Here is a 24,899-nt window from a genome sequence, read left to right as displayed (position 1 = left end):
GCAAGGGGGAGGGCAGGGCGCCGGTCAAGGCCGCGCATTGCCTGGATCATTGCAGGATAGAAGGCTTTGCCTGGCTACAGAGACGTTGGGCAAGGTCGATGAAGGCCAGGGTCGCCGGCGATGACTGGCGCCGGTCCAGCACCGCGACACCGATCTTGCGCTGCACCGCTGGCACCAATGGGCGACTTGTATAGCGCGGGTCCGCCCCTTGGGGCAACGACAATTGGGCGACGATGCTCAGGGCATCGCCCCGGGCCACGGTTTCCAGGGTGCTGAGCAATTGTGAGCAGCGATAGCGAATGTTGGGGACCAGCCCGGCGCCAATGAACAACCGCGACACCAGTTCCGCAGAGCCGGCCTCGGTGAGGACGAAGGGATCCTGGCACAGCTGCTCCAGGCTCAGCTGCGACTCCCCGGCCAGGGGATGGCCTGTGGGAACCAGGGCCAGCAGTTGGTCCTGCACCAGGGGAAAGCTGTCGAAGCGTTCCTGGGGCAGCACCACGAAGCCCAGGTCGATACGCCGCTCCTCCAGCCACTGCAGGACCTGGCGGTCCGGACCTTCGTCGATATGCACTTCGATCCCCGGGTACCGGGCGTGGTATTGCGCCAGGATCGGTGGCAGCAGGCGGATGGAGGAGGTGGGGCCGAACGAGCCGATGCGCAAGGTGCCACGCTTCATGCCCCGGGCATCGGCGGCCTCCTGTTCCAACGTCGCTGCCAGGCCGAGCATGGCCCGGGCCCGTAGCAGCAGTTGCCGGCCGATATCGGTGAGCTCGACCTGGGCCTGGTGTCGACGGAACAACTCGACCCCCAATTCCTGTTCCAGGGACCTGATGGCGTGGGACACCGCCGACTGGCTGATGCCCAGGCGCGTGGCGGCGCTGGTGAAGCCCTGGAGCTCGGCCACCCGGGAAAAGATTTCCAGCTGGGTCAGGGTCATGAGTAAAAGCTCATTTTACGATGATCAGGCATTAGACAAAGAATATCCCGGCAAGACAAATCCGATCTTCTTCGAGTGCGATCAACATGAGCGAGAGCAGTTTCTTTGCCCCACTGGACACCCGGCACAACGACCTGGGGGTCTATTGCAAGTTGGCGGCGGTCACCATGATCTGGGGCGGCACCTTCGTCGCCGGACGCTACCTGGCCTCGGGGCTGTCGCCGTTGCTGGCCGCCAGCCTGCGTTTTCTCCTGGCCAGCCTGGCCCTGCTGGGCTTCATGGCCCTGGCGCGGATTCCCCTGGCGCGCCCGAGCTTCAGGCAACTCGGCCAACTGGCGCTCCTGGGGTTCTTCGGGATCTTTTTCTACAACCTGTGCTTTTTCCTCGGCCTGCAACGGATCAACGCCTCGCGGGCCTCGCTGATCGTCGCCTTGAACCCGGCGGTGATCGCCCTGGCATCCTGGGCGCTGTTCAAGGAGCGCCTGGACCGGCGCAAGCTGTTGGGTATCGGCCTGTGCCTGGGAGGTGCGGCCCTGGTGATCTGCAGTCGTGATCCTTCGGCCCTGGCCAGCCAGGCGGGGAGTTGGCGCGGCGACCTGTTGATCCTCGGCTGTGTCCTGGGCTGGGGCGTGTATTCGCTGTTTTCCAAGGAACTGAACCAGAGCCTGGGACCGCTGCAGACGGTGACCTACTCGGTGGTGCTGGGGACCTTGATGCTGTGCGCGGCGACCCTGGTGCGCGGCGAATTCGACCTGCAAGCGGTGCTGCGCCTGGACCTGGCCCAGGGCCTGGCTCTTCTCTACCTGGGTGTACTGGGGTCGGCGCTGGCCTACATCTGGTACTACGACGGCCTGCGGCGGATCGGCGCCACCCGCTCCGGAGTGTTCATCGCCCTCAACCCGCTGACGGCGGTGATTCTCGGCGCGCTGCTGCTGGCCGAACAACTGAGCCTGGTGATGGTGCTGGGCGGCGCGCTGATCCTGGGCGGCATCTACCAGTGCAACCGGCCCCTTGCGAAGGGGACAAGAAAGGCGATTTCATAAAGAGTGCGGACAAAGGCTTTTACGCTGTGTAGAATCTGGTTACGCATACAATAATAAAGTCTTCTGGCAGCAGAAGCCTGGCCAGCCGGCAAGACAGGACCGATATGAAGATTCTCGGATTCCAACTCATCTATGGTGACTTCCTCGCGCGCAGCGTGCGGGGCATTTCCTGCGCACCACCTGCCTTCCTCAGCATTGATAGCAACTAACGAACCGTTAATTCTAAAAATATGATGAGGCGCCAACCATGGCAGATATCTTTGAAAACCCGATGGGCCTGATGGGCTTCGAATTCATCGAATTCGCATCGCCCACCCCCAATACCCTCGAGCCGATCTTCGAGATCATGGGTTTCACCAAAGTCGCGACCCATCGCTCAAAAGACGTGCACCTGTATCGCCAAGGCGCGATCAACCTGATCCTCAACAACGAACCCCACAGCATCGCTTCCTACTTCGCCGCGGAACACGGCCCGTCGGTATGCGGCATGGCGTTCCGCGTCAAGAATGCCCAGCAAGCCTATGCCCGCGCCCTGGAACTGGGTGCGCAGCCGATCCACGTCGCCACCGGCCCGATGGAATTGAACCTGCCGGCGATCAAGGGCATCGGCGGCGCGCCGCTGTACCTGATCGACCGCTACGGCGAAGGCAGCTCGATCTATGACATCGACTTCGTGTTCCTCGAAGGCGTGGACCGCAACCCACCAGGTGCGGGCCTGAAGATCATCGACCACCTGACCCACAACGTGTATCGCGGGCGCATGGCCTACTGGGCCGGTTTCTACGAGAAGCTATTCAACTTCCGCGAGATCCGCTACTTCGACATCAAGGGCGAATACACCGGCCTGACGTCCAAGGCCATGACCGCCCCGGATGGCATGATCCGCATCCCGTTGAACGAGGAATCGTCCAAGGGCGCAGGCCAGATCGAAGAGTTCCTGATGCAGTTCAACGGCGAAGGCATCCAGCATGTGGCCTTCCTCACCGACGACCTGGTCAAGACCTGGGACGCCCTGAAGAAGATCGGCATGCGCTTCATGACCGCACCGCCTGATACCTACTACGAAATGCTCGAAGGGCGCCTGCCGGGCCATGGCGAGCCGACCTCCGAGCTGCAAGCCCGTGGCATCCTCCTGGACGGCTCGTCCAACCCGGACGACAAGCGCCTGCTGCTGCAGATCTTCTCGGAAACCCTGATGGGCCCGGTATTCTTCGAATTCATCCAGCGCAAAGGCGACGATGGTTTCGGCGAGGGCAACTTCAAGGCGTTGTTCGAATCGATCGAGCGTGACCAGGTACGACGTGGCGTGCTCGCCACCGAATAAGCCGTGTAGCGCTTGAAGCCCAAGCCCGGCCAGGTCTTTCCTGGCCGGGCTTGGTTTTGCCTGTCGGTTGGCGATTGTGAATGTGTTAATGTTCTCGCCTTTGTTTCCAGGCCCTGACCGACTCCTTGATGAAAACCCCCAGACCTTCCCTGACCCTGACCCTGTTGCAGGCCCGTGAGGCCGCGATGGCGTTTTTCCGTCCTTCCCTGAACCAGCACGAACTCACCGAACAGCAGTGGCGGGTGATCCGCATCCTGCGCCAGAACGGCGAACTGGAAAGCCACCAGCTGGCGAAGATGGCCTGCATCTTGCCACCAAGCATGACCGGGGTACTGACGCGCCTGGAGCGCGATGAGTACGTCAGCCGGCGCAAGTCGCCGGAAGACCAGCGCCGCCTGTTCATCACCCTGACCGAGAGAGGCCATGCCTGCTTCGAGTCCATGAGCGACGACATGGAGGTCAACTACCAGAGGATCCAGCAGCAGTTCGGCGAGGACAAGATGCAAGCCTTGCTGGCGCTGCTCAACGAACTGAAGCAGATCAAGCCCTGACGCGGCACGGGCGAAAGTAGCCGGGCGCGAGCCAGGGCGAGGCGGCGCGCCGCTTTGCGGAAGCTCTTTGGCTATCCCTCGGGCCCATCACCTGCGGCGCTGGCGCAGCAGGTGGCGCACGCCTTCGATGACCAGTACCAGCACCGCCAGCCAGATCGGCACGTAGGTCAGCCATTGGCCCCCCTTGATGCTTTCCCCCAGCAACAGGGCCACCATCAGCAGCAGCACCGGCTCGACGTAGCTGAGCAGGCCGAACAGGCTGAAAGCCAGTTGGCGGCTGGCGATGATGTAGCACACCAGCGCCGAGGCGCTGATCAGGCCCAGCAGCGGGATCAGCAGGTACAGCCGGGGCTGGGCATCCAGCACGGCAAAGCCCTGTTCGCCGCCTTGCACCACCCAAAGCGCCACCGGTATCAACAGCGCCATGTCCAGCCACAATCCGCCCAGGTGATCGCTGTGCAAGCGCCGGCGCAGGACGAAGTACAGCGGGTAGCCCACGGCTACCACCAGGGTCGCCCAGGAAAAACTGCCGGCCTGGTACAGCTCGTTGAGCACGCCGATGCAGGCCAGCGTTGCGGCCACCTTTTGCAGCCGCGACAGGCGCTCGCCATAGACGATGCGTCCGGTGAGGATCATGGTCAGTGGCAGCAGGAAGTAGCCCTGGGATACATCCAGGCTGTAGCCATTGAGCGGCGCCCACATGAACAGCCACAGCTGTACGCCCATCAGGGCCGAGGACAACAGTAGCGCCAGGGCCATGGCCGGCCTGGCGCGCACCCGGCGCAAGACGTCGCCGACCCTTGGCCATTCGCCGGTGAACAGCATGAACAGGGTCATGCAGGGCAGGGTGAGGAGCATTCGCCAGCCGAAGATCTCCACCCCGGTGAGAGGTTCCAGCAGCGACGTGTAGAAATACATGACGGCGAACAGCACCGACGCCAGGACCGATAACGCAATACCTTTAGACACACTGTCCTCGTAAGACCCGAATGCGCAGGGCGCCGGGAGTTGGGGGGGAAACAAGCGAGGGCAATATAGAGGTTTTGGCGCGAGATTTTTGCTCTGTTTGCGACATGCCGGCGGGATATTTTTTCATTTGTATCCCAGGGCCGCGTCCAGGAACCGCTGGCGGCGGCCCTCGGGCCGCCACCGGCACCTCTTAGTCGAGGCGGGCAAAACGTCCCGGGACGAAATGGCTGACATCGTTGAAGCCTGGCGTCGAGGCGTGACCCGGGGTCACCAGGGAATCGACGAAGGCCTCGTCCTCGGCGCTGATGCGCACGGCCAGCGCCCGGGCATAGGCGTCCCACTGGGCCTCGGTGCGCGGGCCGACGATGGCCGAGCTCACCGCCTGGTTGTTCAGCACCCAGGCGATGGCGAACTCGACGATACCCACCCCGCGGCCCTGGGCGTACTGCTGGACTTGCTGGGCAATACGCAGGGACTCCACCCGCCACTCGGTCTCCAGGATGCGCTTGTCCTGGCGCCCGGCACGGCTGTTGCTATCCGGGACCACGTCGGGTGCGTACTTGCCGCTGAGCACGCCACGGGCCAGTGGGCTGTAGGGCACCACGCCCAGGCCGTAGGCCCTGGCGGCGGTGATCTGTTCGCCTTCGGCCTGGCGATTGACCAGGTTGTACAACGGCTGGCTGATCACCGGGCGCGCCACGCCCAACTGGTCGGCAATGCGTACCGCTTCGGCGATCCGCCAGCCCCGGTAGTTGGACAGCCCCCAGTGGCGGATCTTGCCCTGGCGCAGCAGGTCGCCGATGGCCGCGATACTCACCTCCAGCGGTGTGTCGTGGTCTTCGCGATGCAGGTAGTAGATGTCCAGGTAATCGGTGCCGAGCCGGGTCAGGCTGGCCTCGATGGCGTTGAAGATGTGCTTGCGGTTCAGGCCGCTGCGATTGGGTACGCCGTCGGCCGGGCCGAAGCCGACCTTGGAGGCCAGCACCCAGTCATGGCGGTGGCGGGCGATGGCCTCGCCGACGATCTCCTCGGAGCGGCCCTGGTTGTAGACATCGGCGGTGTCGATGAAGTTGATGCCCTGGTCCCAGGCCTTGTCGATGATGCGCAGCGAGTCTTCGGTGCTGGTCTGCTCGCCGAACATCATGGTGCCCAGGGTCAGGCTGGAAACCTTGAGGCCGGAGTGACCGAGGATGCGATAGCTCATGGGGCGGGATCCTTGTGCTGGAGAGGTGGCCGGGCCGGCCATCGGGGCCGACCATCAAATACCAGAAACGCACGCCGGGGCAATGCCTGTCACGGACAGAGTTCGCGGCAGCGCTGGACCAGGAAACCGTGCAGCAAGCGCACCCGTTCGGACACCTGCAAGCGGTGCGGGCACAGCAGGTTGAAGGGCAGGGACTCACCTTGCCAGTCCGTGAGCAGTGGCACCAGGCGTCCGGCGCGAATGTCCTCGGCCACATCCAGCCTTGCCTTGTAGACCAGGCCATGGCCGGCCAGGGCCCAGCGCCGGGCGACCTCGCCGTCGTCGCACGCGTAGTCGCCGCGCACCTGGACCTCGCGCACCTGGCCCGCCTGGCCGAAGCGCCAGAGGTCGTAGCGCTGGCCGTCGCGCAGGTAGAGCAGGGCGCTGTGCCGGGCCAGGTCCTCGGGCACCTGAGGTGTGCCATGGCGGGCCAGGTACTGCGGGCTGGCGCAGACCACCCGGTGATGCACGGCCAGGATCGGCAGGGCCACCAGGCTGGAGTCCCCGGGCACGCCAAAGCGCAGCGCCACATCCACGCTCTCGCGAAACAGGTCGGCATGGCGGTCGTTGAGCTGCAGTTGCAGGCGCAGTTGCGGGTGCTGGTTCTTGAACTCGTCGAGCCAGGGCAGCAGCGCGTTGCGCCCGAAATCCGAAGGGGCCGACAGCTGCAGCACCCCGCACAGGCCCTGGCCCTGCTGCCTGAGCGCCTGTTCGCCATCCTCCAGGGTGGCCAGGGCCAGGCGCACGCTGTCCAGGTAGCGGCGACCCTCCGGGGTCAGGCGCAGGCTGCGGGTGGAGCGGGCCAGCAGGCGACTGCCCAGGCGGGTTTCCAGGCGCTTCAGGGCGATGCTGGCCGCCGCCGCGGTGAGGCCGAGGCTGCGCGCCGCCGCGGAAATACTGCCTTCGTCGGCGATACGAACGAAGATCTCCAGGTCGAGGATCGAGCTCATTAATAAAAATCCTTTAAAGATCCTTGCGTTTTAAGCGGATTTTTCTGCAATTGGCAAGCGGTGAAGATGTAATCCCTTTACTTCACAACAGGTGATTGCAATGACTCTTTCCAATCCAGGCTTGCACCAACAGACCGTCGTGGTGATCGGTGCCGGCAGTGGCATCGGCGCCGCCGTGGCGCACCAGGCCGCCGCCCGTGGTGCCCGGGTGGTGCTGGCCGGGCGCGATCTTAAGGCCTTGCAGCGCCAGCAGGCGCGTCTGCCGGAAAGCGCCCGCAGCATCGCCGTGGACATCACCGACAGCGCCAGCCTGGAGGCTTTGTTCCAGGCCGTGGGCGGCTTCGACCACCTGGTGATCAGCGCCGGTCCAGCCATCGTTCCCAAACCCTTGGTCGACACTGACCTGCAGGACGCCCACCGGGCCTTCGAGGTCAAGTTCTGGGGTGTCTGGCGCGCCGTGCAGGCCGCGCTGCCATACCTGGCGGCACGGGGCAGCATCAGCCTGACCTCGGGCATGTTGTCGCGCAAGATGGTCCCGGGGCAGGTGCTCAAGACCACCCTCAATGCCGCCCTCGATGCCCTGGGCAAGCACCTGGCCAAGGAGCTGGCGCCACGGCGGGTGAACGTCATCAGCCCGGGGATCACTGCTACCGAGGCCTACGCCGGCATGCCTGACGATGCCCGCGCGGCGATGTTCGCCAAGGCGGCCGCGAGCTTGCCGGTCGGCCGGGTCGGGGAGCCGGGGGAGGTGGCGGCGGCCTTCATCCTGGCCATGGAGAACGGCTTCATCAACGGCAGCCTGATCGATGTCGACGGTGGAGGCCTGTTGTGAACTGGCGCTTCGACCACCTGGCCTTCAACACCGATGGCGGCTCGACCCTGCCCCAGGCCTTGGCCGAGCTATTGGGGCTGCAAGCGGGCCGCCGTCCGCCGTTTCCGTTCCCCGGGCGCTGGCTGTACCAGGACGATCAGGCGCTGGTGCATGTCATCGAGCAAGACGTCTGCCCCACGCCACAGCTGAGCCATATCGCCTTCAGCACCCAGCAGGCCGCCGCCGCGGTCTTGCTGCGGGTGCAGGCCAGCGGTCTTGAGTACCAGGTGGCGCAGGTGCCGGAAGATGGCCTCTGGCAGATCTTCGTGCGCCTGCCCGGCGGCCTGCTGCTGGAGCTGGACGCCCCGGCCTCGGGGGCGTTGACCGGCAGTCATGATTACGCCCGGCATCCTGGCGCGCCGGACTGAAGCCGCCACGAAAAAAGCCCGTTCCAGCCGATGCTCGAACGGGCTTTTGGCGTTGCCGGGGTTCAGCGATGCAAGGTGCGGGTCATGCGCAGGGCCAGCAGGCTGCCGGCGACGATCACTGCCGCCAGCAGGTACAGGGCGGCATCGGTGGAACCGGTGCTGTCCTTGACCCAGCCGACGATGTAGGGGCTGAGGAAGCCGGCCATCTGGCCCATGGAGTTGATCAGCGCCAGGCCACCGGCAGCCGCCCCGGCGCTGAGCAGCGCGGTAGGCACCGGCCAGAACATCGGCAGGCCGGTGAGGGCACCCATGGTGGCGATGCTCAGGCCGAAGATGGCGATGGCCGGGTTGGCGGCGAAGTTCACCGCGATCAAAAGCCCCACGGCGCCCATCAGCATGGGTACCACGAGGTGCCAGCGGCGCTCCTTGTTCAGGTCTGCCGAGCGGCCTACCAGCAGCATGAACACCGCCGCCAGCAGGTAGGGAATCGCGCTGAGCCAGCCGATCACCAGGTTATCGGCGAACCCCAGGTTCTTGATGATCGACGGCAGCCAGAAGTTGATGGCATAGACCCCGCTCTGGATGCAGAAGTAGATCAGGCCGAAGGCCCAGATCGCCGGGTTCTTGAACACCTGGGCCAGGGAGTCGCTGGCGGTCTTGGGCTGGTTGGCGGCGTCTGCGGCCTGGTCGGCCTCGAGCATGGCGCGCTCGGCCGGGCTCAGCCACTTGGCGTGGGCGAAGCCGTCGCTCAGCAGGAAGTAGGCCAGGGCGCCGAGCACCACGGTGGGGATGCCCTGCAGCAGGAACATCCACTGCCAGCCGGCGAGGCCACCCTGGCCGGCGGCGAAATGGTTGAGGATCCAGCCGGAGAACGGGCTGCCCAACAGGCCCGAGACCGGGATCGCCGACATGAACAGGGCCATGATCCGGCCACGGCGAAAGGTCGGGAACCACTGCGACAGGTACAGCACCACGCCAGGGAAGAAGCCGGCTTCGGCGGCCCCAGTGAACAGGCGCAGGGTGTAGAACTGGGTTGGCGTGGTGACGAACAGCAGGCAGGTGGACAGCGTGCCCCAGGCGATCATCATCAGGGCGATCCAGCGCCGCGGGCCGAAGCGGGTCAGCGCCAGGTTGCTGGGCACGCCGCACAGCACGTAGCCGATGAAGAAGATCCCGGCCCCCAGGCCATAGACCGTTTCGCTGAACTTCAGGGCGTCGAGCATCTGCAACTTGGCGAAGCCGACATTGACCCGGTCCAGGTAGTTGAACAGGTAGCAGATGAAGATGAAGGGGATCAGGCGCAGGGTGATGCGCTTGTAGACGGCGTTCTTGTCGTCAGCCTGGGCCAGGGCGGCAGCGGCTCTGTGTGACATGCTGGATCTCTCTTTATTATGATTTTGCACGGTGCAAAGGGTAACGTTGACCGCCCCGAGAGTCTCGGCCACCCTGGCGCCGCTGTCTTTGTGCCGGCGCACAGCGAATGCCTCCTCCCCCTGTGCCACTGAACAACGCCGCGCGTGCCGTGGCCCGTCCCTGTCGTAGCCAACCCAAGGATCACCGAGCATGTTCGAACTCGATCATGACCTGGCACAGGACATCGTCGACCGCACGATGGCCATCCTGCCCAACAACGTCAACGTCATGGACAGCCAGGGCCTGATCCTGGGCAGCGGCGAGCCGGAGCGCATCAATACCCGCCATGAAGGCGCGCAGCTGGTATTGGCCAACGGCCGGGTGGTGGAGATCGACGAGCCCACCGCTCGCCGGCTCAAGGGCGTGCAACCGGGGATCAACCTGCCGCTGTTGCACGACCAGCGCTTGATCGGCGTGCTGGGCATCACCGGTGATCCGGCGTTGCTGCGCACCTACGCCGAGCTGGTACGCATGACCGCCGAAATGCTGGTGAGCCAGCGTCATCAGCAAGCCGAACAGCAATGGCGCCGCCAGCGCTGCGATGACCTGCTGGCACTGCTGCTGGGCGAGGGCGGCGACTCGCCGCGCCTGGTGGACGAGGCGCGGCAGATGGGCCTCAAGCCGCAACTGGCGCGCATTCCCTATCTGTTCGAGCTGGGGCTGGAAGCCGGGGCGGGGCAGAACGTCGACACCCTCAGCGCCTGGTTGATGTCCCGCTATCCGGACAGCTGGTGCGTCAGTGCCGCACAAACCTCGTTGCTCTGGTGCCGCCCGGCGAGCCTGACCCTGGACGACCCGCGCCTGCTGGAGCGGATCGTCGGCCTGGGCTGGGATATCCAGCGGGTGGCGGTGGGCGGCCCGGCCGAAGGCCTGCCGGGGTTGCGTCGCGGCTACCGGCGGGTCAGCGACCTGCTGGCCTATGGGCGCGACATCCTGCCTGCTACCCGGCTGCTGACCCTGGACCGCTACCGCCTGCCGGTGATGCTCTGGCGCCACCGTAACGAGGATGCCCTGGACGAGTTGCTCAGCCCCTTGCACAAGGTCCTGGCCAAGGACGGCAACGGACAGTTGCTCGCGACCCTGCGCAGTTGGTGCGAACACGACGGCCAGAGCCAGGCCTGTGCCGACGCCCTGGGCATCCACCGCAACAGCCTGCGCTACCGCATGGAGCGCATTGCCGAACTCAGCGGCGTCGACCCGTTGCGCCTGGACGGCATGCTGTCGCTGTACCTGGCCGTGCAACTGCTGCCCCAGCAACCCGCCTCCCAATTTCCTCCTGGATAACGGCGGTGTCGCTATTACGGGGGCTGCGCCCCGGTCGCGGCCTCGCTGGCGCTCGACAGCAGCTACCCCTGCGGGACGACCCTGTAGCCGCTGCCGAGCCTGCGAGGCTGCGCACGAGGACGCCATCCTCGCCAAGCGGCCCATGAGCTCCATCTGGATAACGGCGCCCCATCATCCCGACTGTTCAGGTTGTAGCAATGAACAATAAAGTGCCTGCGCCCTTGTGCAGCTGACTGGCGTCAGCCGCTGCGGCAAATGGCAGCATGGCGCCATGAGAACTGGAGAAACCCCATGAAAATCATCATCGCCCCCGACTCGTTCAAGGACAGCCTGAGTGCCGCAGGCGTGGCCCAGGCCATTGCCCTGGGGCTGGCCGAGGCCTGGCCCGAAGCCCAGGTGCTGCAGTGCCCGATGGCCGATGGTGGCGAGGGCACGGTGGACTCGGTACTCGCCGCCTGCCAGGGGCAACTGCGCAGCACCCGGGTCCAGGGCCCGCTGGGTAGCGAAGTGCAGGCTCGCTGGGGCTGGCTGGCATCGAGCCACACGGCGATCATCGAAATGGCCGAGGCCAGTGGCCTGCAACGGGTGCCGCCAGGCCAGCGCGATGCCTGCCACAGCAGCACCTTCGGTACCGGTGAACTGATCCAGGCGGCGCTGGACGCCGGCGCCCGGCGCATCATCCTGGCCATCGGCGGCAGCGCCACCAACGACGGCGGGGCCGGAGCCCTGCAAGCCCTGGGCCTCAAGCTGCTGGACCGCCGGGGCCAGGTGCTGCCCCGGGGGGGGCTGGCCCTGGCCGAGCTGGCCAGCATCGACCTCGACGCCATGGACCCGCGCCTGGCCCAGGTGCGTTTCGAGATCGCCGCCGACGTCAACAACCCACTGTGTGGCGAGCAGGGCGCCTCGGCCATCTTCGGCCCGCAAAAGGGTGCCTCGGCGCAGCAGGTCCAGGCCCTGGACCAGGCCCTGGGGCACTTTGCCGATCTCTGCGCCCAGGTGCTGCCCAGGGACGTGCGTGACGAACCCGGCAGTGGCGCCGCCGGCGGCCTGGGATTCGCCGCCAAGGCGTTTCTCGGCGCGAGGTTCCGCCCCGGTGTGGAAGTGGTCGCCGAGCTGGTGGGGTTGGAACAGGCGGTGCGTGGCGCCGACCTGGTGATCACTGGCGAAGGACGCTTCGATGCCCAGACCCTGCGCGGCAAGACGCCTTTCGGCGTGGCACGGATCGCTCGCCAGCAAGGGGTACCGGTGATCGTCATCGCCGGCACCCTCGGCGAGGGCTACCAGCAGATGTACGCCCATGGCGTGGACGCGGCCTTCGCCCTGACCTCCGGGCCCATGAGCCTGGAACAGGCCTGCGCCGAGGCCCCGCGATTGTTGCGCGAACGGGCGGCGGACATCGCCCGGCTCTGGCGCCTGGCCGCTACCCGCCAGGCCAGTGTCTAACAGGCCGTTGAAAAACGTAGGCGAGGCAGCCAGCGCAAGGCAAAAACAGGCGAAAAAGCGCAGTTTACGAGTGGTAAATGAGCATTTTGACCGGGCTGGCGCACCAGCTTGTTTTTAACGCAGCGATGGCGACGCAGGTAGATTTTCAACGGTTTGCTAGCGCAAGCCCCGCTCAGTAGACCCCACCCTCGCTGCTGGGGGCGTCCTGGGCCTTGTATTGCCCGGCCAGGTTCTGCAAGCCCTTCATCAGCACCGTGGTGTCCACCCCCACCGCGACGAAATTGGCCCCCAGTTCGATGCAACGCCGGGCCAGGCCCGGGTCGGCGCTGAGGATGCCCGCGGCCTTGCCGGCCTGGCGCACCCGCAGGATGGCGTCCTCGATCGCCGCGACCACCTGCGGATGCCCAGGATTGCCGCGATGACCCATGGCCGCCGACAAGTCGGCGGGGCCAATGAACACGCCATCGACCCCCTCGACCCGGACGATCTCGTCCAGGTTGCGCAAGCCCTCCAGGTTCTCGATCTGCACCAGCAGGCACATGTGTTCGTCGGCCTGGTCCAGGTAGCCGGGGATGCTGTTCCAGCGTGAGGCCCGGGCCAGGGCGCTGCCGACCCCGCGAATGCCCTGGGGCGGATAACGCATGGCGCTGACCAACTGGCGCGCCTGGGCCGCGCTTTCGACCATGGGCACCAACAGGGTCTGGGCACCGATATCCAGCAATTGCTTGATCAGCGCGGTATCGCCGATCGGCGGGCGGACGATGCCGTGGGCGCCGTAGGGGGCGATGGCCTGCAATTGCCCCAGCAAGCTGCGCAAGTCGTTGGGGGCGTGCTCGCCATCCAGCAGCAGCCAGTCGAAACCGGCATTGGCCGCCAGCTCGGCGCAGTAGGCATTGGCCAGGCCCAGCCACAGGCCGATCTGTGGCTCGTGGCCTTGCAAGCGTTGCTTGAACAGGTTCTGCGGCATGTCCATGGCGTTCTCCTCAGACGAAACGGCAGGCGATGCTGCCCAGGTGGTCGTAGTCGACGTGGAACACATCCCCCGGGCGTGCGGCCACCGGACGGGTGAACGAGCCGCCGAGGATGATCTGCCCGGCTTCCAGGCCGACGTCGTAGGCCGCCAGCTTATTGGCCAGCCAGGCCACGCCCTTGGCCGGGTGGTTGAGCACCGCGGCCGAGACCCCGGACTCTTCGATCACGCCGTTGCGGTACAGCACCGCCGGCACCTTGCGCAGGTCGACGTCGCCGGGGCGCACGGCCCTGCCACCCAGTACCACCCCGGCGTTGGCGGCGTTGTCGGAAATGGTATCGAAGACCTTGCGCGTGGCCTGGGTCTGCGGGTCCACCTGCTGGATGCGCGCGTCGATGATCTCCAGCGCCGGGATCACCCAGTCGGTGGCCTCCAGCACATCGAACAGGGTGCAGCCGGGGCCCTTGAGGGGCTTGCCGAGGATGAACGCCAGCTCCACCTCGACCCGCGGCACGATGAAGCGCTGGAAGGGAATGTCACTGCCTTCATCGAACAGCATGTCATCCAGCAGGGCGCCGAAGTCCGGCTCGCTGATGTTCGACGACACCTGCATCGCCCGGGAGGTGAGGCCGATCTTGTGGCCCACCAGCCGGCGGCCGTCGCGGATCTTGCGTTCCACCCAGCTGCGCTGGATCGCATAGGCATCCTCGATGCGGATATCCGGGTATTCCAGGGACAGCTGGCCGATCTGTTCGCGGCTGCGTTCAGCGGCATCGAGGCGCGCCGCGGCCTGTTGGATGGCGGAGGGGCTGAGCATGTTCATTTCTCTTGTGGATTGACGATAGGGGCCGGCACCCGGAGCACCAGCCAGGCGCCCAGGGCGATCAGCAGGGCCAGGGCGTACAGCGCCAGGCTGGCGCTTTGGGTGGCATCACGCACCACGCCGATCAGGTAAGGCGCGAGGAAGGCCGCGACGCTGCCGAAGGAGCTGATCAGGGCGATGCCCGCCGCCTGGGTATTGCTGGCCAGGAAGGCCGGCGGCAGTTGCCAGAACATCGGCAGTGCGGCGCTGGCGCCCATGCCCGCCACCAGCAGGCCGAACATCACCAGCCAGGGGTTCTGCGGCGCCAGGGCGGTCAGCACCAGGCCCAGGCAGGCCATCAGCAGCGGCACGGCCAGGTGCCAGCGGCGTTCGCGCAGGCGGTCCGAGGAGCGGCCGACCGCCAGCATGAACAGGCAACCGGCGAGGTAGGGCAGGGCGCTGAGCAGGCCAACGTCGCTGTCCCCGGCCACGCCGGAATGATGGATCAGGCTCGGCATCCAGAAGGCGATGGTGTTGACCGCCAGCATCACCGCGAAATAGATGCCCACCAACAGCCAGGCGTGGCGGTCCTTGAGAATGTCGCTGAAGCGGTTGATGGATTTGCGCTGCTCCTCTTGTTGCTGGGCCTTGTGCAACCAGGCCTTTTGCGCGGCGCTGAGCCATGTGGCCTGCTCGATGCTGTCCGGCAATGCCTTGAGCACCAGCAGCCCGAGCAGCACCACCGGCAGGCCCTCGATCAAAAACATCCATTGCCAGCCGCGCAAGCCGCCGCGGTCATGGAAGTTCTCCAGGATCCAGCCCGACAGCGGGCCGCCCAGGACTCCGGCCATGGGCACGGCGATGGCGAACAGCGCGGTGGCCTGGCCACGGCGCTCGGCCGGGAACCAGCGGTTGAGCAGTACCAGGATGCCGGGAAAGAAGCCGGCCTCGGCCACCCCCAGCAAGAAGCGCAGCACATAGAAACCCCAGGCGTCCTGGACCAGCATCAGGGCGCTGGACAACAGGCCCCAGACCAGCATCAGCAGGGCGATCCAGCGCCGTGGCCCGACCCGCTCCAGGGCCAGGTTGCTGGGCACGCCGAACAGCGCATAGGCGATGAAGAACAACCCGGCGCCCAGGCCGTAGACGCTGTCGCTGAAGCCCAGGTCCTGGGTCATCTGCAACTTGGCGAAGCCGATGTTGATCCGGTCCAGGTGGGCGAAGATGTAGCAGACGAACAGCAATGGCATCAGGTGCCAGGTGATCTTGCGATAGCAATCGTTGGCCTCGGCCAGCGGGGCCTGGGCAATGGCGGGGCGGGACATGGGCGTGGCCTCGTTGTTGTTCTTGTGGGTTGCGCAAGCCGCCGGCTACGGCGGCTACAGCGACTTGAGGAAGGCGTGGACGTTGTTGTGCTTGAAGTTGAGCTCGGCCTCCAACTCGCTCATCTCGAACGACAGGGCCAGCAAGCGCTGAGCCTGCAATTGGGCGAAGTGCGCCTTGATGATCTCGAACAGGCCCTCGGCCACCTGGCGCCGGGTTTCAAGGTCGCGCCCGGCCCCCACTTGCAGGCGCATATGGACGAAGGCGTAGTCATGCTTGCCGTCGGCCATGCGCCAAGTGTCCAGGCGCACCCCGCGGCTGCGGATGCCGCCCAGGGGGAACACGCCACTGGCGCCCAGGTAGTCGTGGACCTTTTCGAACAGCCCCGGCAGGTCGGCCTGGCCTTCGATGTTGTCGGTGTACTCAGCGATGAAATGCGGCACGGGAACCTCCTTTGGAGGCAGCGGCAAGGGGCAAGCCGCAAGCTGCAAGAGGGATCTCTTGTGGCTGGGGCTCGCGGCTCACCGCTGCTCTTGACGTTTTCTTGCAGCTTGCCGCTTTACACGGCCTTCACAACGGAAAAATGGCATTGATCTGGCCGGTGCCGGAGCTGCCGAACAGCGGCGTGACGATCTCGGCCGGGCGGTTGTACTCGGGGCCGCCCAGCAGCCCGAGGAGCATCGCCGTGTCGTGCATCTTGCCTTCGCCATAGCAGTGCTCGGCGTAGTCGGGGAGCATCGCGCAGAACTCGCGGAAGCGGCCCTGCTGCCACAACTCCACCACGCGCTGGTCGACCTGCTTGTCGAATTCCCGGGTCCAGTTGTGGATGTTGGCCTCGGCCTCGCGGTCATCGGAAAACCGGTGGGACAGGGAACCGGAGGCCAGCACCAGGACCTTGCGCTCGCTCTTCTCGATGGCCCGGCGCACGGCGGCGCCGAAGGTGAAGCTGTCGGCCAGCGTGTGCCAGGCGCACCAGGCCGCGATGGACACCACCTGGAAATGCTCGGCGGCGGGCACGTCCATGTGCATGTAGCGCATGGGCACCAGGGTCCCGTACTCCAGCTCCAGGCTGGGGATGTTATGGGCCAGGGTACGCACGTCGGCGGCGTTGGCCTCGGCGGCGATCAATTCCCCCAGCGCCGGGCAGCCCGGGTAGTCGTAGGTCATGTTCTTGATGAAGTGCGGCAGCTCGTTGCTGGTGTAGGTGCCGTTGAACACCTCGCCGCAATTGATGTGGTAACCGCTGTTGACCAGCCAGTGCACATCGAACACCACCGCCGTGTCGGCGCCCAGCTCACGGGCCCGGCGAGCGATCTCCTTGTGCCCGGCGATGGCCGCCTCGCGGCAGCCGTGGTGCTTGCCCGGCAACTCGGACAGGTACATCGATGGAACGTGGCAGACCTTGGCGGCCATGACGACTTCGCCCATGGTGCTTCTCCTGAAACATCTTATTGTTGGGGGATCCGGGACGGTCCTGAACCTTACACGCCCCAGCGCGGGATAGGGTGGCTGCCCATGGAGAGGCAGACGTTCTTGATCTCGGCGAACACCTCGAAGCTGTATTCACCCCCTTCGCGCCCGGTGCCCGAGCCCTTGACGCCGCCGAATGGCTGGCGCAGGTCGCGCACGTTCTGGCTGTTGATGAACACCATGCCGGCCTCGATCCCCCGGGCCAGGCGGTGGGCCTTGCCGATGTCCTGGGTCCAGATGTAGGACGCCAGGCCGTACTCGGTGTCGTTGGCCAGGGCCAGGGCCTGGGCTTCGTCCTTGAACGGGATCAGGCACACCACCGGGCCGAAGATCTCTTCCTGGGCGATGCGCATCTTGTTGTCCACGTCGGCGAACACCGTGGGCTGGATGAACTGCCCGCGCGACAGGTGCGCCGGCAGGCCGGCCGGCCGCTCCAGGCCACCGGCCAGCAGGGTCGCGCCTTCCTCGATGCCGATACGGATGTAGCCGGTGACCTTGTCGTAGTGCTGCTGGGTGATCATCGAGCCGACCTGGGTCTTGGGGTCCGTCGGGTCACCGACGATCAGGCGCTTGGCCCGGGCCGCGAACTCCTTGACGAACTGCGGGTACACGCTTTCTTGGATGAAGATCCGGCTGCCGGCAGTGCAGCGCTCGCCATTGAGCGAGAAGATGGTGAACAGCGCGGCGTCCAGGGCCCGTTCCAGGTCGGCGTCCTCGAAGATCAGCACCGGCGACTTGCCCCCCAGTTCCATGGAGTACTTCTTCAGGCCCGCGGTCTGCATGATCTTCTTGCCGGTGGCGGTGCCGCCAGTGAAGGAAATGGCGCGCACGTCCGGGTGGCGCACCAGGGCATCGCCGGCGGTGGCGCCATAGCCCTGGATCACGTTGAGCACGCCATTGGGGATGCCGGCCTCGACGGCCAGGCGTCCCAGTTCATTGGCGGTCAGCGGCGACAGCTCGCTCATCTTCAGCACCGCAGTGTTGCCCAGGGCCAGGCAGGGCGCGGTCTTCCAGGTGGCGGTCATGAACGGCACGTTCCACGGCGACACCAGGGCGCAGACCCCCACCGGCTGGTACAGGGTGTAGTTGAGCATCTGGTCGTCCACCGGGTAGCTGTGGCCATCCATGCGGGTGCAGACCTCGGCGAAGAAGTCGAAGTTGTGCGAGGCCCGGGGAATCAGCACGTTGCGCGTCTGGTGGATCGGCAGGCCGGTGTCCAGGGTCTCCAGCTCCGCCAGTTGCGGTACGTTCTGGTCGATCAGCTCACCCAGGCGGCGCATCAGGCGCGCGCGTTCCTTGGCCGGGGTGTTGGCCCATTTCGGGAACGCTTCCTTGGCCGCGGCCACCGCACGGGCCACTTCCTCGGCACCGCCGCTGGCGACTTCGCCGATGGCCTCGCCGGTGGCCGGGTTGTAGTTGACGAAGGTGTCGCGACTGGCGACTTCGCGGCCGTCGATCCAATGCTTGATCATGCTGTTGCCCCTTGTGCTGGATGGGCGAAGAACTCGGCTTCGCTGACGATTCGGTTGACCAGGCGCCCCACGCCTTGCACTTCCACCACCACTTCATCGCCCGGCACCACGTCGGCCAGGCCCTCGGGGGTGCCGGTGGCGATCATGTCGCCCGGTTGCAGGGTCATGAAGCTGGAGAAGTATTCGATCAGGTAGGGAATGTCGAAGATCATGTCCGCGGTGGTGCCTTCCTGCTTCAGCTCGCCGTTGATCCAGGTGCGCAGCGTCAGGTTGCCGGGATCGGGCACGTCGCCGACGTCGACGATCCAGGGGCCCACCGGGGTGGTGGCATCGCGGTTCTTCACCCGCAGGTTGGGGCGGTAGTAGTTTTCCAGGTAGTCGCGGATGGCGTAGTCGTTGCACACCGTGTAGCCGGCCAGGTAGTCGAGGGCGTCGGCGCGCTTGACGTGCTTCGTCGGCTTGCCGATGACCGCCACCAGCTCGCACTCGTAGTGCATGTAGGCGACGCCATCCGGGCGCCAGGTCCGCTGGTTGTGGCCGGTGTAGGTGCCCGGCGACTTGATGAACGCCAGGGGCTCGGTGGGCGGGGTGAAGGCCAGCTCGCGGGCGTGGTCGGCATAGTTCAGGCCCAGGGCGAACATGTTGCCGGTGGCGGGTGGCAGCCAGGTGACCTGGTGCTCACCGAGCACGCGGCCATCGGCCAGGCGCACGTTGTGCTGGTCGTCGACCAGGCCCTTGTGGACCTTGCCTTCGAACAGGATGCGGGCGTGTTTCATGGGCGGGCCTCCTGTGGCGCGACGATGTGGTTGGTGAGGCGGCCCAGGCCGCTGATCTCGATATCGACCCGATCACCGGGCCGCACGTCGACCCGGCCTTCGGGGGTGCCGGTGAGCAGCACGTCGCCGACGTCCAGGGTCATGAATTCGCTGAGCTCGGCGATCAGTCGGGCCACGCTGCGGACCTGGTTGGCGGTGGTGTTTTCCTGCACCACCTGGCCATTGACCAGCAGCTTGATGGTCAGCGCCTGCGGGTCGGCGACCTCGGCGGCCGGCACCAGGACCGGGCCCAGGGTGCAGAAGCCATCGCGGCACTTGGCCTTGACCGCCGGGCGGTAGTAGCTGTCCTCCGGCAGGCTGAATTCGTTGGCGATGGTATAGCCGGCCACGTGTTCCAGGGCCTGGGCCTCGCTGACCCGGCTGGCGCGCTTGCCGATCACCACGACCAGGGCCGGGCCCGGTTGCAGGCGTTCGCCGGCCGGATGCTCGACAGCGCCGTCGTGCTGGTTGCGGGTGTTGGGGGTCTTGATGAACAGCACCGGCTTCACCGGCGGCTTCTGGTAGGGCGGCTGGTTGAAGCGCTCCAGATGCTCGTGCAGCAACCCCTGGTAGTTCAGCGCCACGCCGAACAGGGTGCCGCCAGCGTGGTCGTTCAAGGCTCGGCTCATCGAGCGTCTCCTGGTTGCGGGTCTCGGGCCCGTGCGGCGCTTGCCGGTCGCGGGATGAATTCGTTAATGTATTAACGTTATATTTAATATGTTAACGATCGTCAAGCAGCTGTCTTGCCTGTTGTGCCGCACCCTGGCGGGGACGCGGCGAATCACCCAGGATGGCCCAGGCCCGCGTGCTGAAAACAACAAGAGAGGGGCGCCATGCACCCACGCCAACCGATCCCCAACATCAACATCGGCCAGGTCTACGACCAGCGCTACGCCGATGCCCAGGTGCACTACGACAAGCTGAGCAACCTGGCCGGTTTTTTCGGCCGCAACATGCCGGTGCATCGCCATGACCGGTTCTTCCAGGTGCACTACGTGCAAAGCGGCGCGGTGCGCGTCTACCTCGACGACCGGCAATACCTGGAGTCCGGGCCGATGTTCTTCCTCACGCCGCCGACCATCGCCCATGCCTTCGTCACCGAGGCCGATGCCGAGGGTCATGTGCTCACGGTGCGCCAGCAACTGGTATGGGAGTTGATCGGCGCGGACCCGGCCCTGGCCCCGGCTCCCCAGGTGCCGCCGGCGTGCGTGGCCCTGGGCCGGCTCGGTGCCGGGTTCGCCGGCGAGGTGCGGCGCCTGGAATGCCTGTTCCATGAGTTGCAGCAGGAGATCGACGGGCAGGGGGCCGGGCGCGAGCCGGCGCTGCAAGCCTTGACCCGGTTGCTGCTGATCAGCCTGCTGCGGCTCTCGGCCAACTCCCTGGAAGCCCGCCCGGCGCGCCACGAAGACCTGCAGATCTTCCATCGCTTCAACGAGCTGATCGAGGCGCACTACCTGGAGCACTGGCCCCTGGGGCGCTATGCCGGGCAGATCGGGGTGACCGAGGCGCGGCTCAACGATATCTGCCGGCGCATCGCCGATTTGCCGTCCAAGCACCTGGTGTACGAGCGCCTGATGCAGGAGGCCAAGCGCCTGTTGCTGTTCACCGGCAGCTCGGCCAACGAAATCTGCTACCAGCTGGGGTTCAAGGACCCGGCCTATTTCAGCCGGTTTTTCCAGCGCTATGCACGGATGACCCCGGGCGAATACCGCCAGAGCAAGGCCCGGCAACCTGGGGCCGGCACCTGGGGAATGCCGTCCATGGGCGGCGCTACCCGTGCCGGCTGAACCACGGGCACCGGCTGGTCCTGGCGTTATCGCAATGCTTCAGGTTCAGGTGCCAGAACCGTGGCCTGCGAATCGGCTCGCCGGGCGGCCAGCACCAGGTCGGCGGCCTTTTCGCCGATCATGATCGCCGGGGCATTGGTGTTGCCGGTGATCAGCTGCGGCATGATCGAGGCGTCCGCCACCCGCAGCCCTTGCAGGCCGTGGACCCGCAACTGGTCGTCCACCACCGCCCATTCGTCATGGCCCATCTTGCAGGTGCCCACCGGGTGGAACACCGTGCCCAGGTTGTGCCGGATCCACTGTTCGATCTGTTCCTGGCTCTGCACCTGTGGCCCGGGCACCAGCTCACCTTGCAGGTGCTGGGCGAAGGCCCGGGTCGCCGCCAGCCGGCGTACCAGGCGCAGGCCCTCCACCAGCTTGTGCAGGTCCTGCGGATGGCTGAGGAAGTTGGCTTCGATCAATGGCTTGGCCTGCGGGTCGGCCGAGGCCAGGCGCACCCGGCCACGGCTCAGTGGATGCATCACCGCCATGTGCAGGCTGATGCCATGGCCCACCGGGATCAGGCGCTGGGGCTGGTTTCTCAGGCCCGGGGCGACGATCAAGCCCAGCTCAGGCACTGGCGAGTCTGGGTCCAGGCGCAGGAAGGCTCCGGATTCCACGGTATTGGAGGTCAGTGGCCCCCGGCGCCGGGCCAGGTATTGCCAGGGCGAAAGGGCCAGGGGCAGCAGGCCCCGGGGCGACAGGCCATAGCTCAATGCGGGGCGGCAGCGGTACATCAACACAATGTCCTGGTGGTCTTGCAGGTTGTGGCCGACCCCGGGCAAGGCATGACGCTGGGCAATACCGTGGCGCTGCAGTTCCTCGGCAGGCCCAATCCCCGAGAGCAGCAACAGTTGCGGCGAATTGATCGCCCCGGCGCAGAGAATCACCTCGCGCCGCGCCAACAGCTGGCGCGCCTGGCCATCCTGGCTGACTTCCACGCCGGTGGCGCGCTTGCCCTCCAGCAGTACACGGTGAGTCAGGGTGGAACTGAGCACCGTGAGGTTCGATCGTTGCAGGATCGGGTGCAGGAATGCCCGGGCCGAGCTGCAGCGTTCACCGTTGATCTGGGTCACGTGAAAGGGACCGAAACCTTCCTGCTCCGGCCCGTTGAAGTCCGGGTTGTAGCTCCAGCCCAACTGCGCGGCGGCCTCGAAGAACACCCGGTTGACCGGACTCGGGCTGCGCTGCTCGGCGACGTTGAGTTCGCCGCCGCGGCCATGCCAGGGCGCGTCCCCGGGCTCGAAGTGTTCCGAGCGCTTGAAATAGGGCAGCAGCTCGTCATGGCTCCAGCCCTGGTTGCCGGCGGCGGCCCATTGGTCGTAGTCGTGGCGGTGGCCACGGATGTAGATCATGCCGTTGATGGCGCTGGACCCGCCCCAGACCCGGCCCCGGGGACAAGGAATCGGTCGGTCGCCACTGCTGGCCTGGGCGCTGAAGGCGTGCATCCAGTTCCAGCGCGGGTTGGCGATCAGGCGGATGAGGCCCGCTGGCGTGCGGACATAGGCTCCCGGCAGCCATGTACGGTCGCTGGGACCGGCTTCCACCAGGCACACCTGTACGCCAGGGTCGGCGGACAGTCGGTTGGCCAGCACGCAACCGGCGGAGCCGGCACCGATCACTATGTAGTCGTAGCTGTGGGGCGCAGTCTTGTTCATGGCGCTTGCCTCATGGCAGTCAGGGAAAGTCCGTCTCACAAACCTAGCAGCGAGGCGACATCGAGAGCCACTTGCAGGCCGACGACAAAGCCGTGGTCGCTCGGGCCCTGTGCAGATGCTGCGCGGCTGGGTGCATCCGGCTGGACGTAGCGCCAGATCAGCAAACCGGGCACCGGCGAGATGCTGAACGCATGGCGCCAGCCGTAGGCCTCGGCCAGGCCCCACCAGCGCCGCGGAAACCACCCTGGTCAGGGCCAGCACCGAAGACAACAAGCCCAGGTGGCGGTTGCCCAGTTGCAACTTGCCGGCCATGAAGGGGAACAGCAAGGACAGCGCCAGGCGGTCGAAAAATACGAAGCCGAAGGTCAGGAACAGCTCCCCGGCAAGGTGTTCTCGTCGCTGGCCTGGTTGTTTTTACAAGCCATGGTGGTTCTTCGCACGCAGGTCGAGGCAGTGATCAGCGAAACAGGGTGTCGATAGGGGCCGCGCCCAGGCCGATCTTTTCGTAGTGCGCACGGCACAGGGCGATGTAGGAGTGCACGTCGAAGTAGCCGTCGGGCTCGCCCCGTTCGTCGAGCCAGATCAACGGGCCCTTGACGATGAAGAACACCCGCATCGGCTGCTCATGTGCGTAGGCCACCAGGGTGTGGCCTTCGCCTGGGGGCTCTTAGACGAAGTCGCCGGCGGTGGCGGTCCATTCGTGCTCCAGGTAGCCCCATTTGCCGGACAGGGTGTAGGCGAAGACTTCGTGGGGGTGATAGTGGCGGTTGACCAGCCCGGCGCTGCGGGCCATCAGGATGTCGCACCAGCGGTTCTCGCTGGGGGAGATCCACAGCGGGCGCGAAGACACGGTCTCGGTGAAAGGTACGTACAGGCTCAGGTCGTCGCTGGCGGCGTCGGGCAGGTAGACCTCGGGCCTGGCGTCGGGCTTGAAGCAGTCGGCGATGGGCTGCAGGTCTTTCCAGAACTCTCGGGTGGCGGCTTCAGGCATGGTCGGTTTCTCTGGTTGTCGTGGCGTCGTTGGTGCAATGCCCGCGGGGTCAGCGAGCGAAGGCCTCGAGGGCCTGGGCCTGGCGCTCCAGCAGTTGGCGTTGCAGGGCCAGGGCCGGTTCCTTGGGCTGTTGCAGGCGTACGAACTCCAGCATCGGGTCGGTGACCGCGGTGCGGATGCCCGACAGTGCCTCCAGGGTCGCCAGGCCACAGAACGGCACATAGGCCTCGGAGTAGCCGCCCTCATGCACCAGCACCAGGCGCCCGCCACACAGGCGCGCGGCGGCGTCGCGCAGGCACTGGGTCATCTCGCGGAACGAGTCGCTGTGCAACAGCATCCGCGCCAGCGGGTCCACGGCGTTGGCGTCGTAGCCGCAGGCGACGATGATCAGTTGCGGCTCGAAGCGCTCCAGCGCCGGCACCACGATGCGCTGCATGGCTTGCAGGTAGGCGTCGTGCCCGCCGCCGGGCAGCAACGGAACGTTGATGTTGTAGCCCAGGCCCGGGCCGCGCCCACGGTCCTGCTCGCCGCCGTAGCCGGCCGGGAAGCAGCCGTCCTGGTGCAGGGACAGGGTCAGCACATCGGCGCGCTCCTCGAAGATCGCCTGGGTGCCGTTGCCGTGGTGCACGTCCCAGTCGATCACCGCTACCTTGCCCAGGCCGTGGCGGGCCTTGGCCGCCTCGATGGCGATGGCGATGTTGGCCAGGAAACAGAACCCCATGGCCTGGTCGGCCAGGCAGTGGTGCCCCGGTGGCCGGGACAGGGCGTAGGCGTTGTCGGCCTCGCCGCTGAGCACCGCCTCCACCGCGGCGATGGCCAGCCCGGCGGACAACTTGGCGATTTCATAACTGCCGGGCCCCACCGGTGCCTGGTCGCCCAGCTCGCCGCCGCCGGCATCGCTCAGGGCCTTGAAGCGTTGCAGGTAGGCGGCGCCATGGACCCGCAGCAGGTCCTGGTCGCTGGCCGGTTCGGCGCTGCGCAGTTGCAGTTGCCGGGTCAGCCCGCTGACATCCATCAGGCTTTTCAGCCGGCGCTTGGTTTCCGGCGACTCGGCATGTCCGGCGGCTGCCGGTGGCTGCACCCAACCGCCTACCGGCAGGGTCAGGCTGTGGGGGCTGGCGCTGTGCCACAGGCACAGTTCATCGAAGAAAAACGCGGTTTTGCAGGTCATGG

Annotated in this window: 23 protein-coding genes and 2 pseudogenes; 8 read left to right on the top strand and 17 right to left on the bottom strand. The window is 66.1% G+C overall.

The features are described 5' to 3' along the window. Positions 1–46: 46 nt before the first annotated feature. On the bottom strand, positions 47–940 hold the full coding sequence (locus tag H7A76_RS15925; protein WP_185699375.1) for a LysR family transcriptional regulator: 894 nt from the start codon (positions 938–940) through the stop codon (positions 47–49). A gap of 86 nt (positions 941–1,026) precedes the next feature. Between H7A76_RS15925 and H7A76_RS15920 the strand changes: the two genes are divergently transcribed. From H7A76_RS15920 to hpaR, 3 genes are all read left to right on the top strand, one after another. Then, positions 1,027–1,983 carry a DMT family transporter gene (locus H7A76_RS15920; RefSeq protein WP_185699374.1) on the top strand — a complete coding sequence of 319 codons (957 nt, stop codon included), beginning with the start codon at positions 1,027–1,029 and terminating at the stop codon, positions 1,981–1,983. A 247-nt stretch (positions 1,984–2,230) separates the two neighbouring features. Continuing rightward, the gene (hppD, locus tag H7A76_RS15915; protein ID WP_185699373.1) at positions 2,231–3,307 is read left to right on the top strand and encodes a 4-hydroxyphenylpyruvate dioxygenase; all 1,077 of its coding nucleotides are present in this window, start codon (positions 2,231–2,233) and stop codon (positions 3,305–3,307) included. A gap of 128 nt (positions 3,308–3,435) precedes the next feature. Next, positions 3,436–3,858, top strand: a complete 423-nt coding sequence (gene hpaR, locus H7A76_RS15910) for a homoprotocatechuate degradation operon regulator HpaR (protein WP_185699372.1) — start codon at positions 3,436–3,438, stop codon at positions 3,856–3,858. Between the two features lie 87 nt (positions 3,859–3,945). On the opposite strand, the gene rarD is transcribed toward hpaR, so the two are convergent. The 3 genes from rarD to H7A76_RS15895 form a co-directional block, all read right to left on the bottom strand. Continuing rightward, positions 3,946–4,827, bottom strand: a complete 882-nt coding sequence (rarD, locus tag H7A76_RS15905) for an EamA family transporter RarD (RefSeq protein WP_185699371.1) — start codon at positions 4,825–4,827, stop codon at positions 3,946–3,948. A gap of 190 nt (positions 4,828–5,017) precedes the next feature. Beyond that, positions 5,018–6,031, bottom strand: a complete 1,014-nt coding sequence (locus tag H7A76_RS15900) for an aldo/keto reductase (RefSeq protein WP_185699370.1) — start codon at positions 6,029–6,031, stop codon at positions 5,018–5,020. 89 nt (positions 6,032–6,120) lie between these two features. Beyond that, on the bottom strand, positions 6,121–7,020 hold the full coding sequence (locus H7A76_RS15895) for a LysR family transcriptional regulator (protein WP_185699369.1): 900 nt from the start codon (positions 7,018–7,020) through the stop codon (positions 6,121–6,123). A gap of 100 nt (positions 7,021–7,120) precedes the next feature. On the opposite strand from H7A76_RS15895, the gene H7A76_RS15890 reads away from it, so the two are divergent. Continuing rightward, positions 7,121–7,852 (top strand): SDR family oxidoreductase, encoded by a 732-nt coding sequence (locus H7A76_RS15890; RefSeq protein ID WP_185699368.1) that lies wholly within the window; start codon positions 7,121–7,123, stop codon positions 7,850–7,852. Then, positions 7,849–8,259: a hypothetical protein gene (locus tag H7A76_RS15885; RefSeq protein WP_185699367.1), complete on the top strand. Its 411-nt coding sequence runs from the start codon at positions 7,849–7,851 to the stop codon at positions 8,257–8,259. The genes H7A76_RS15890 and H7A76_RS15885 overlap by 4 nt, the downstream gene beginning before the upstream one ends. Positions 8,260–8,321: 62 nt before the next feature. On the opposite strand, the gene H7A76_RS15880 is transcribed toward H7A76_RS15885, so the two are convergent. After that, entirely contained in the window at positions 8,322–9,632 is a 1,311-nt protein-coding gene (locus tag H7A76_RS15880) for an MFS transporter (RefSeq protein ID WP_185699366.1), read from the bottom strand. Between the two features lie 190 nt (positions 9,633–9,822). Here H7A76_RS15880 and H7A76_RS15875 point away from each other — a divergent pair, with 190 nt between their 5' ends. Together H7A76_RS15875 and H7A76_RS15870 are read left to right on the top strand one after the other, a co-directional pair. After that, positions 9,823–10,956: a sugar diacid recognition domain-containing protein gene (locus tag H7A76_RS15875; protein ID WP_185699365.1), complete on the top strand. Its 1,134-nt coding sequence runs from the start codon at positions 9,823–9,825 to the stop codon at positions 10,954–10,956. Between the two features lie 291 nt (positions 10,957–11,247). Beyond that, the gene (locus H7A76_RS15870) at positions 11,248–12,399 is read left to right on the top strand and encodes a glycerate kinase (RefSeq protein WP_185699364.1); all 1,152 of its coding nucleotides are present in this window, start codon (positions 11,248–11,250) and stop codon (positions 12,397–12,399) included. 172 nt (positions 12,400–12,571) lie between these two features. Here H7A76_RS15870 and hpaI read toward each other — a convergent pair whose 3' ends face one another. The 8 genes from hpaI to H7A76_RS15830 all read right to left on the bottom strand — a co-directional run bounded on the left by hpaI (position 12,572) and on the right by H7A76_RS15830 (position 19,880). After that, the gene (hpaI, locus tag H7A76_RS15865) at positions 12,572–13,372 is read right to left on the bottom strand and encodes a 4-hydroxy-2-oxoheptanedioate aldolase (protein WP_185699363.1); all 801 of its coding nucleotides are present in this window, start codon (positions 13,370–13,372) and stop codon (positions 12,572–12,574) included. Positions 13,373–13,382: 10 nt separating this feature from the next. Beyond that, positions 13,383–14,186, bottom strand: a complete 804-nt coding sequence (gene hpaH, locus H7A76_RS15860; RefSeq protein ID WP_185699362.1) for a 2-oxo-hept-4-ene-1,7-dioate hydratase — start codon at positions 14,184–14,186, stop codon at positions 13,383–13,385. A 2-nt stretch (positions 14,187–14,188) separates the two neighbouring features. Further along, positions 14,189–15,496 carry an MFS transporter gene (locus H7A76_RS15855; RefSeq protein ID WP_185699361.1) on the bottom strand — a complete coding sequence of 436 codons (1,308 nt, stop codon included), beginning with the start codon at positions 15,494–15,496 and terminating at the stop codon, positions 14,189–14,191. 54 nt (positions 15,497–15,550) lie between these two features. After that, positions 15,551–15,937, bottom strand: a complete 387-nt coding sequence (locus H7A76_RS15850; protein ID WP_185699360.1) for a 5-carboxymethyl-2-hydroxymuconate Delta-isomerase — start codon at positions 15,935–15,937, stop codon at positions 15,551–15,553. A gap of 127 nt (positions 15,938–16,064) precedes the next feature. Further along, positions 16,065–16,922: a 3,4-dihydroxyphenylacetate 2,3-dioxygenase gene (gene hpaD, locus H7A76_RS15845; protein ID WP_185699359.1), complete on the bottom strand. Its 858-nt coding sequence runs from the start codon at positions 16,920–16,922 to the stop codon at positions 16,065–16,067. 53 nt (positions 16,923–16,975) lie between these two features. Next, positions 16,976–18,436, bottom strand: a complete 1,461-nt coding sequence (gene hpaE, locus H7A76_RS15840; protein WP_185699358.1) for a 5-carboxymethyl-2-hydroxymuconate semialdehyde dehydrogenase — start codon at positions 18,434–18,436, stop codon at positions 16,976–16,978. Next, positions 18,433–19,212: a fumarylacetoacetate hydrolase family protein gene (locus H7A76_RS15835; protein ID WP_185699357.1), complete on the bottom strand. Its 780-nt coding sequence runs from the start codon at positions 19,210–19,212 to the stop codon at positions 18,433–18,435. Before H7A76_RS15835 ends, hpaE begins: the two co-directional genes overlap by 4 nt. After that, positions 19,209–19,880: a fumarylacetoacetate hydrolase family protein gene (locus H7A76_RS15830; RefSeq protein WP_185699356.1), complete on the bottom strand. Its 672-nt coding sequence runs from the start codon at positions 19,878–19,880 to the stop codon at positions 19,209–19,211. The genes H7A76_RS15835 and H7A76_RS15830 overlap by 4 nt, the downstream gene beginning before the upstream one ends. 204 nt (positions 19,881–20,084) lie before the next feature. Between H7A76_RS15830 and hpaA the strand changes: the two genes are divergently transcribed. Continuing rightward, positions 20,085–21,038, top strand: coding sequence for a 4-hydroxyphenylacetate catabolism regulatory protein HpaA (gene hpaA / locus H7A76_RS15825; RefSeq protein ID WP_185699355.1), 954 nt, complete (start codon positions 20,085–20,087; stop codon positions 21,036–21,038). Between the two features lie 26 nt (positions 21,039–21,064). Here hpaA and H7A76_RS15820 read toward each other — a convergent pair whose 3' ends face one another. The 4 genes and pseudogenes from H7A76_RS15820 to H7A76_RS15805 form a co-directional block, all read right to left on the bottom strand. Next, positions 21,065–22,735 carry a GMC family oxidoreductase gene (locus H7A76_RS15820; protein ID WP_185699354.1) on the bottom strand — a complete coding sequence of 557 codons (1,671 nt, stop codon included), beginning with the start codon at positions 22,733–22,735 and terminating at the stop codon, positions 21,065–21,067. 219 nt (positions 22,736–22,954) lie between these two features. Then, positions 22,955–23,160 (bottom strand): annotated as a pseudogene (locus H7A76_RS32345) (MFS transporter); the annotation flags it as partial. 32 nt (positions 23,161–23,192) lie between these two features. After that, positions 23,193–23,726: pseudogene (locus H7A76_RS15810) on the bottom strand (2,4'-dihydroxyacetophenone dioxygenase family protein). A 49-nt stretch (positions 23,727–23,775) separates the two neighbouring features. Beyond that, on the bottom strand, positions 23,776–24,897 hold the full coding sequence (locus H7A76_RS15805; RefSeq protein WP_185699352.1) for a class II histone deacetylase: 1,122 nt from the start codon (positions 24,895–24,897) through the stop codon (positions 23,776–23,778). Positions 24,898–24,899 lie beyond the last annotated feature (2 nt).

The organism is Pseudomonas sp. MSSRFD41, assembly GCF_014230245.1.
Classification (GTDB): domain Bacteria; phylum Pseudomonadota; class Gammaproteobacteria; order Pseudomonadales; family Pseudomonadaceae; genus Aquipseudomonas; species Aquipseudomonas piscis.
Note: the sequence above shows the minus strand (reverse complement) of the source record. Positions and strands in the feature narration are given on the sequence as shown.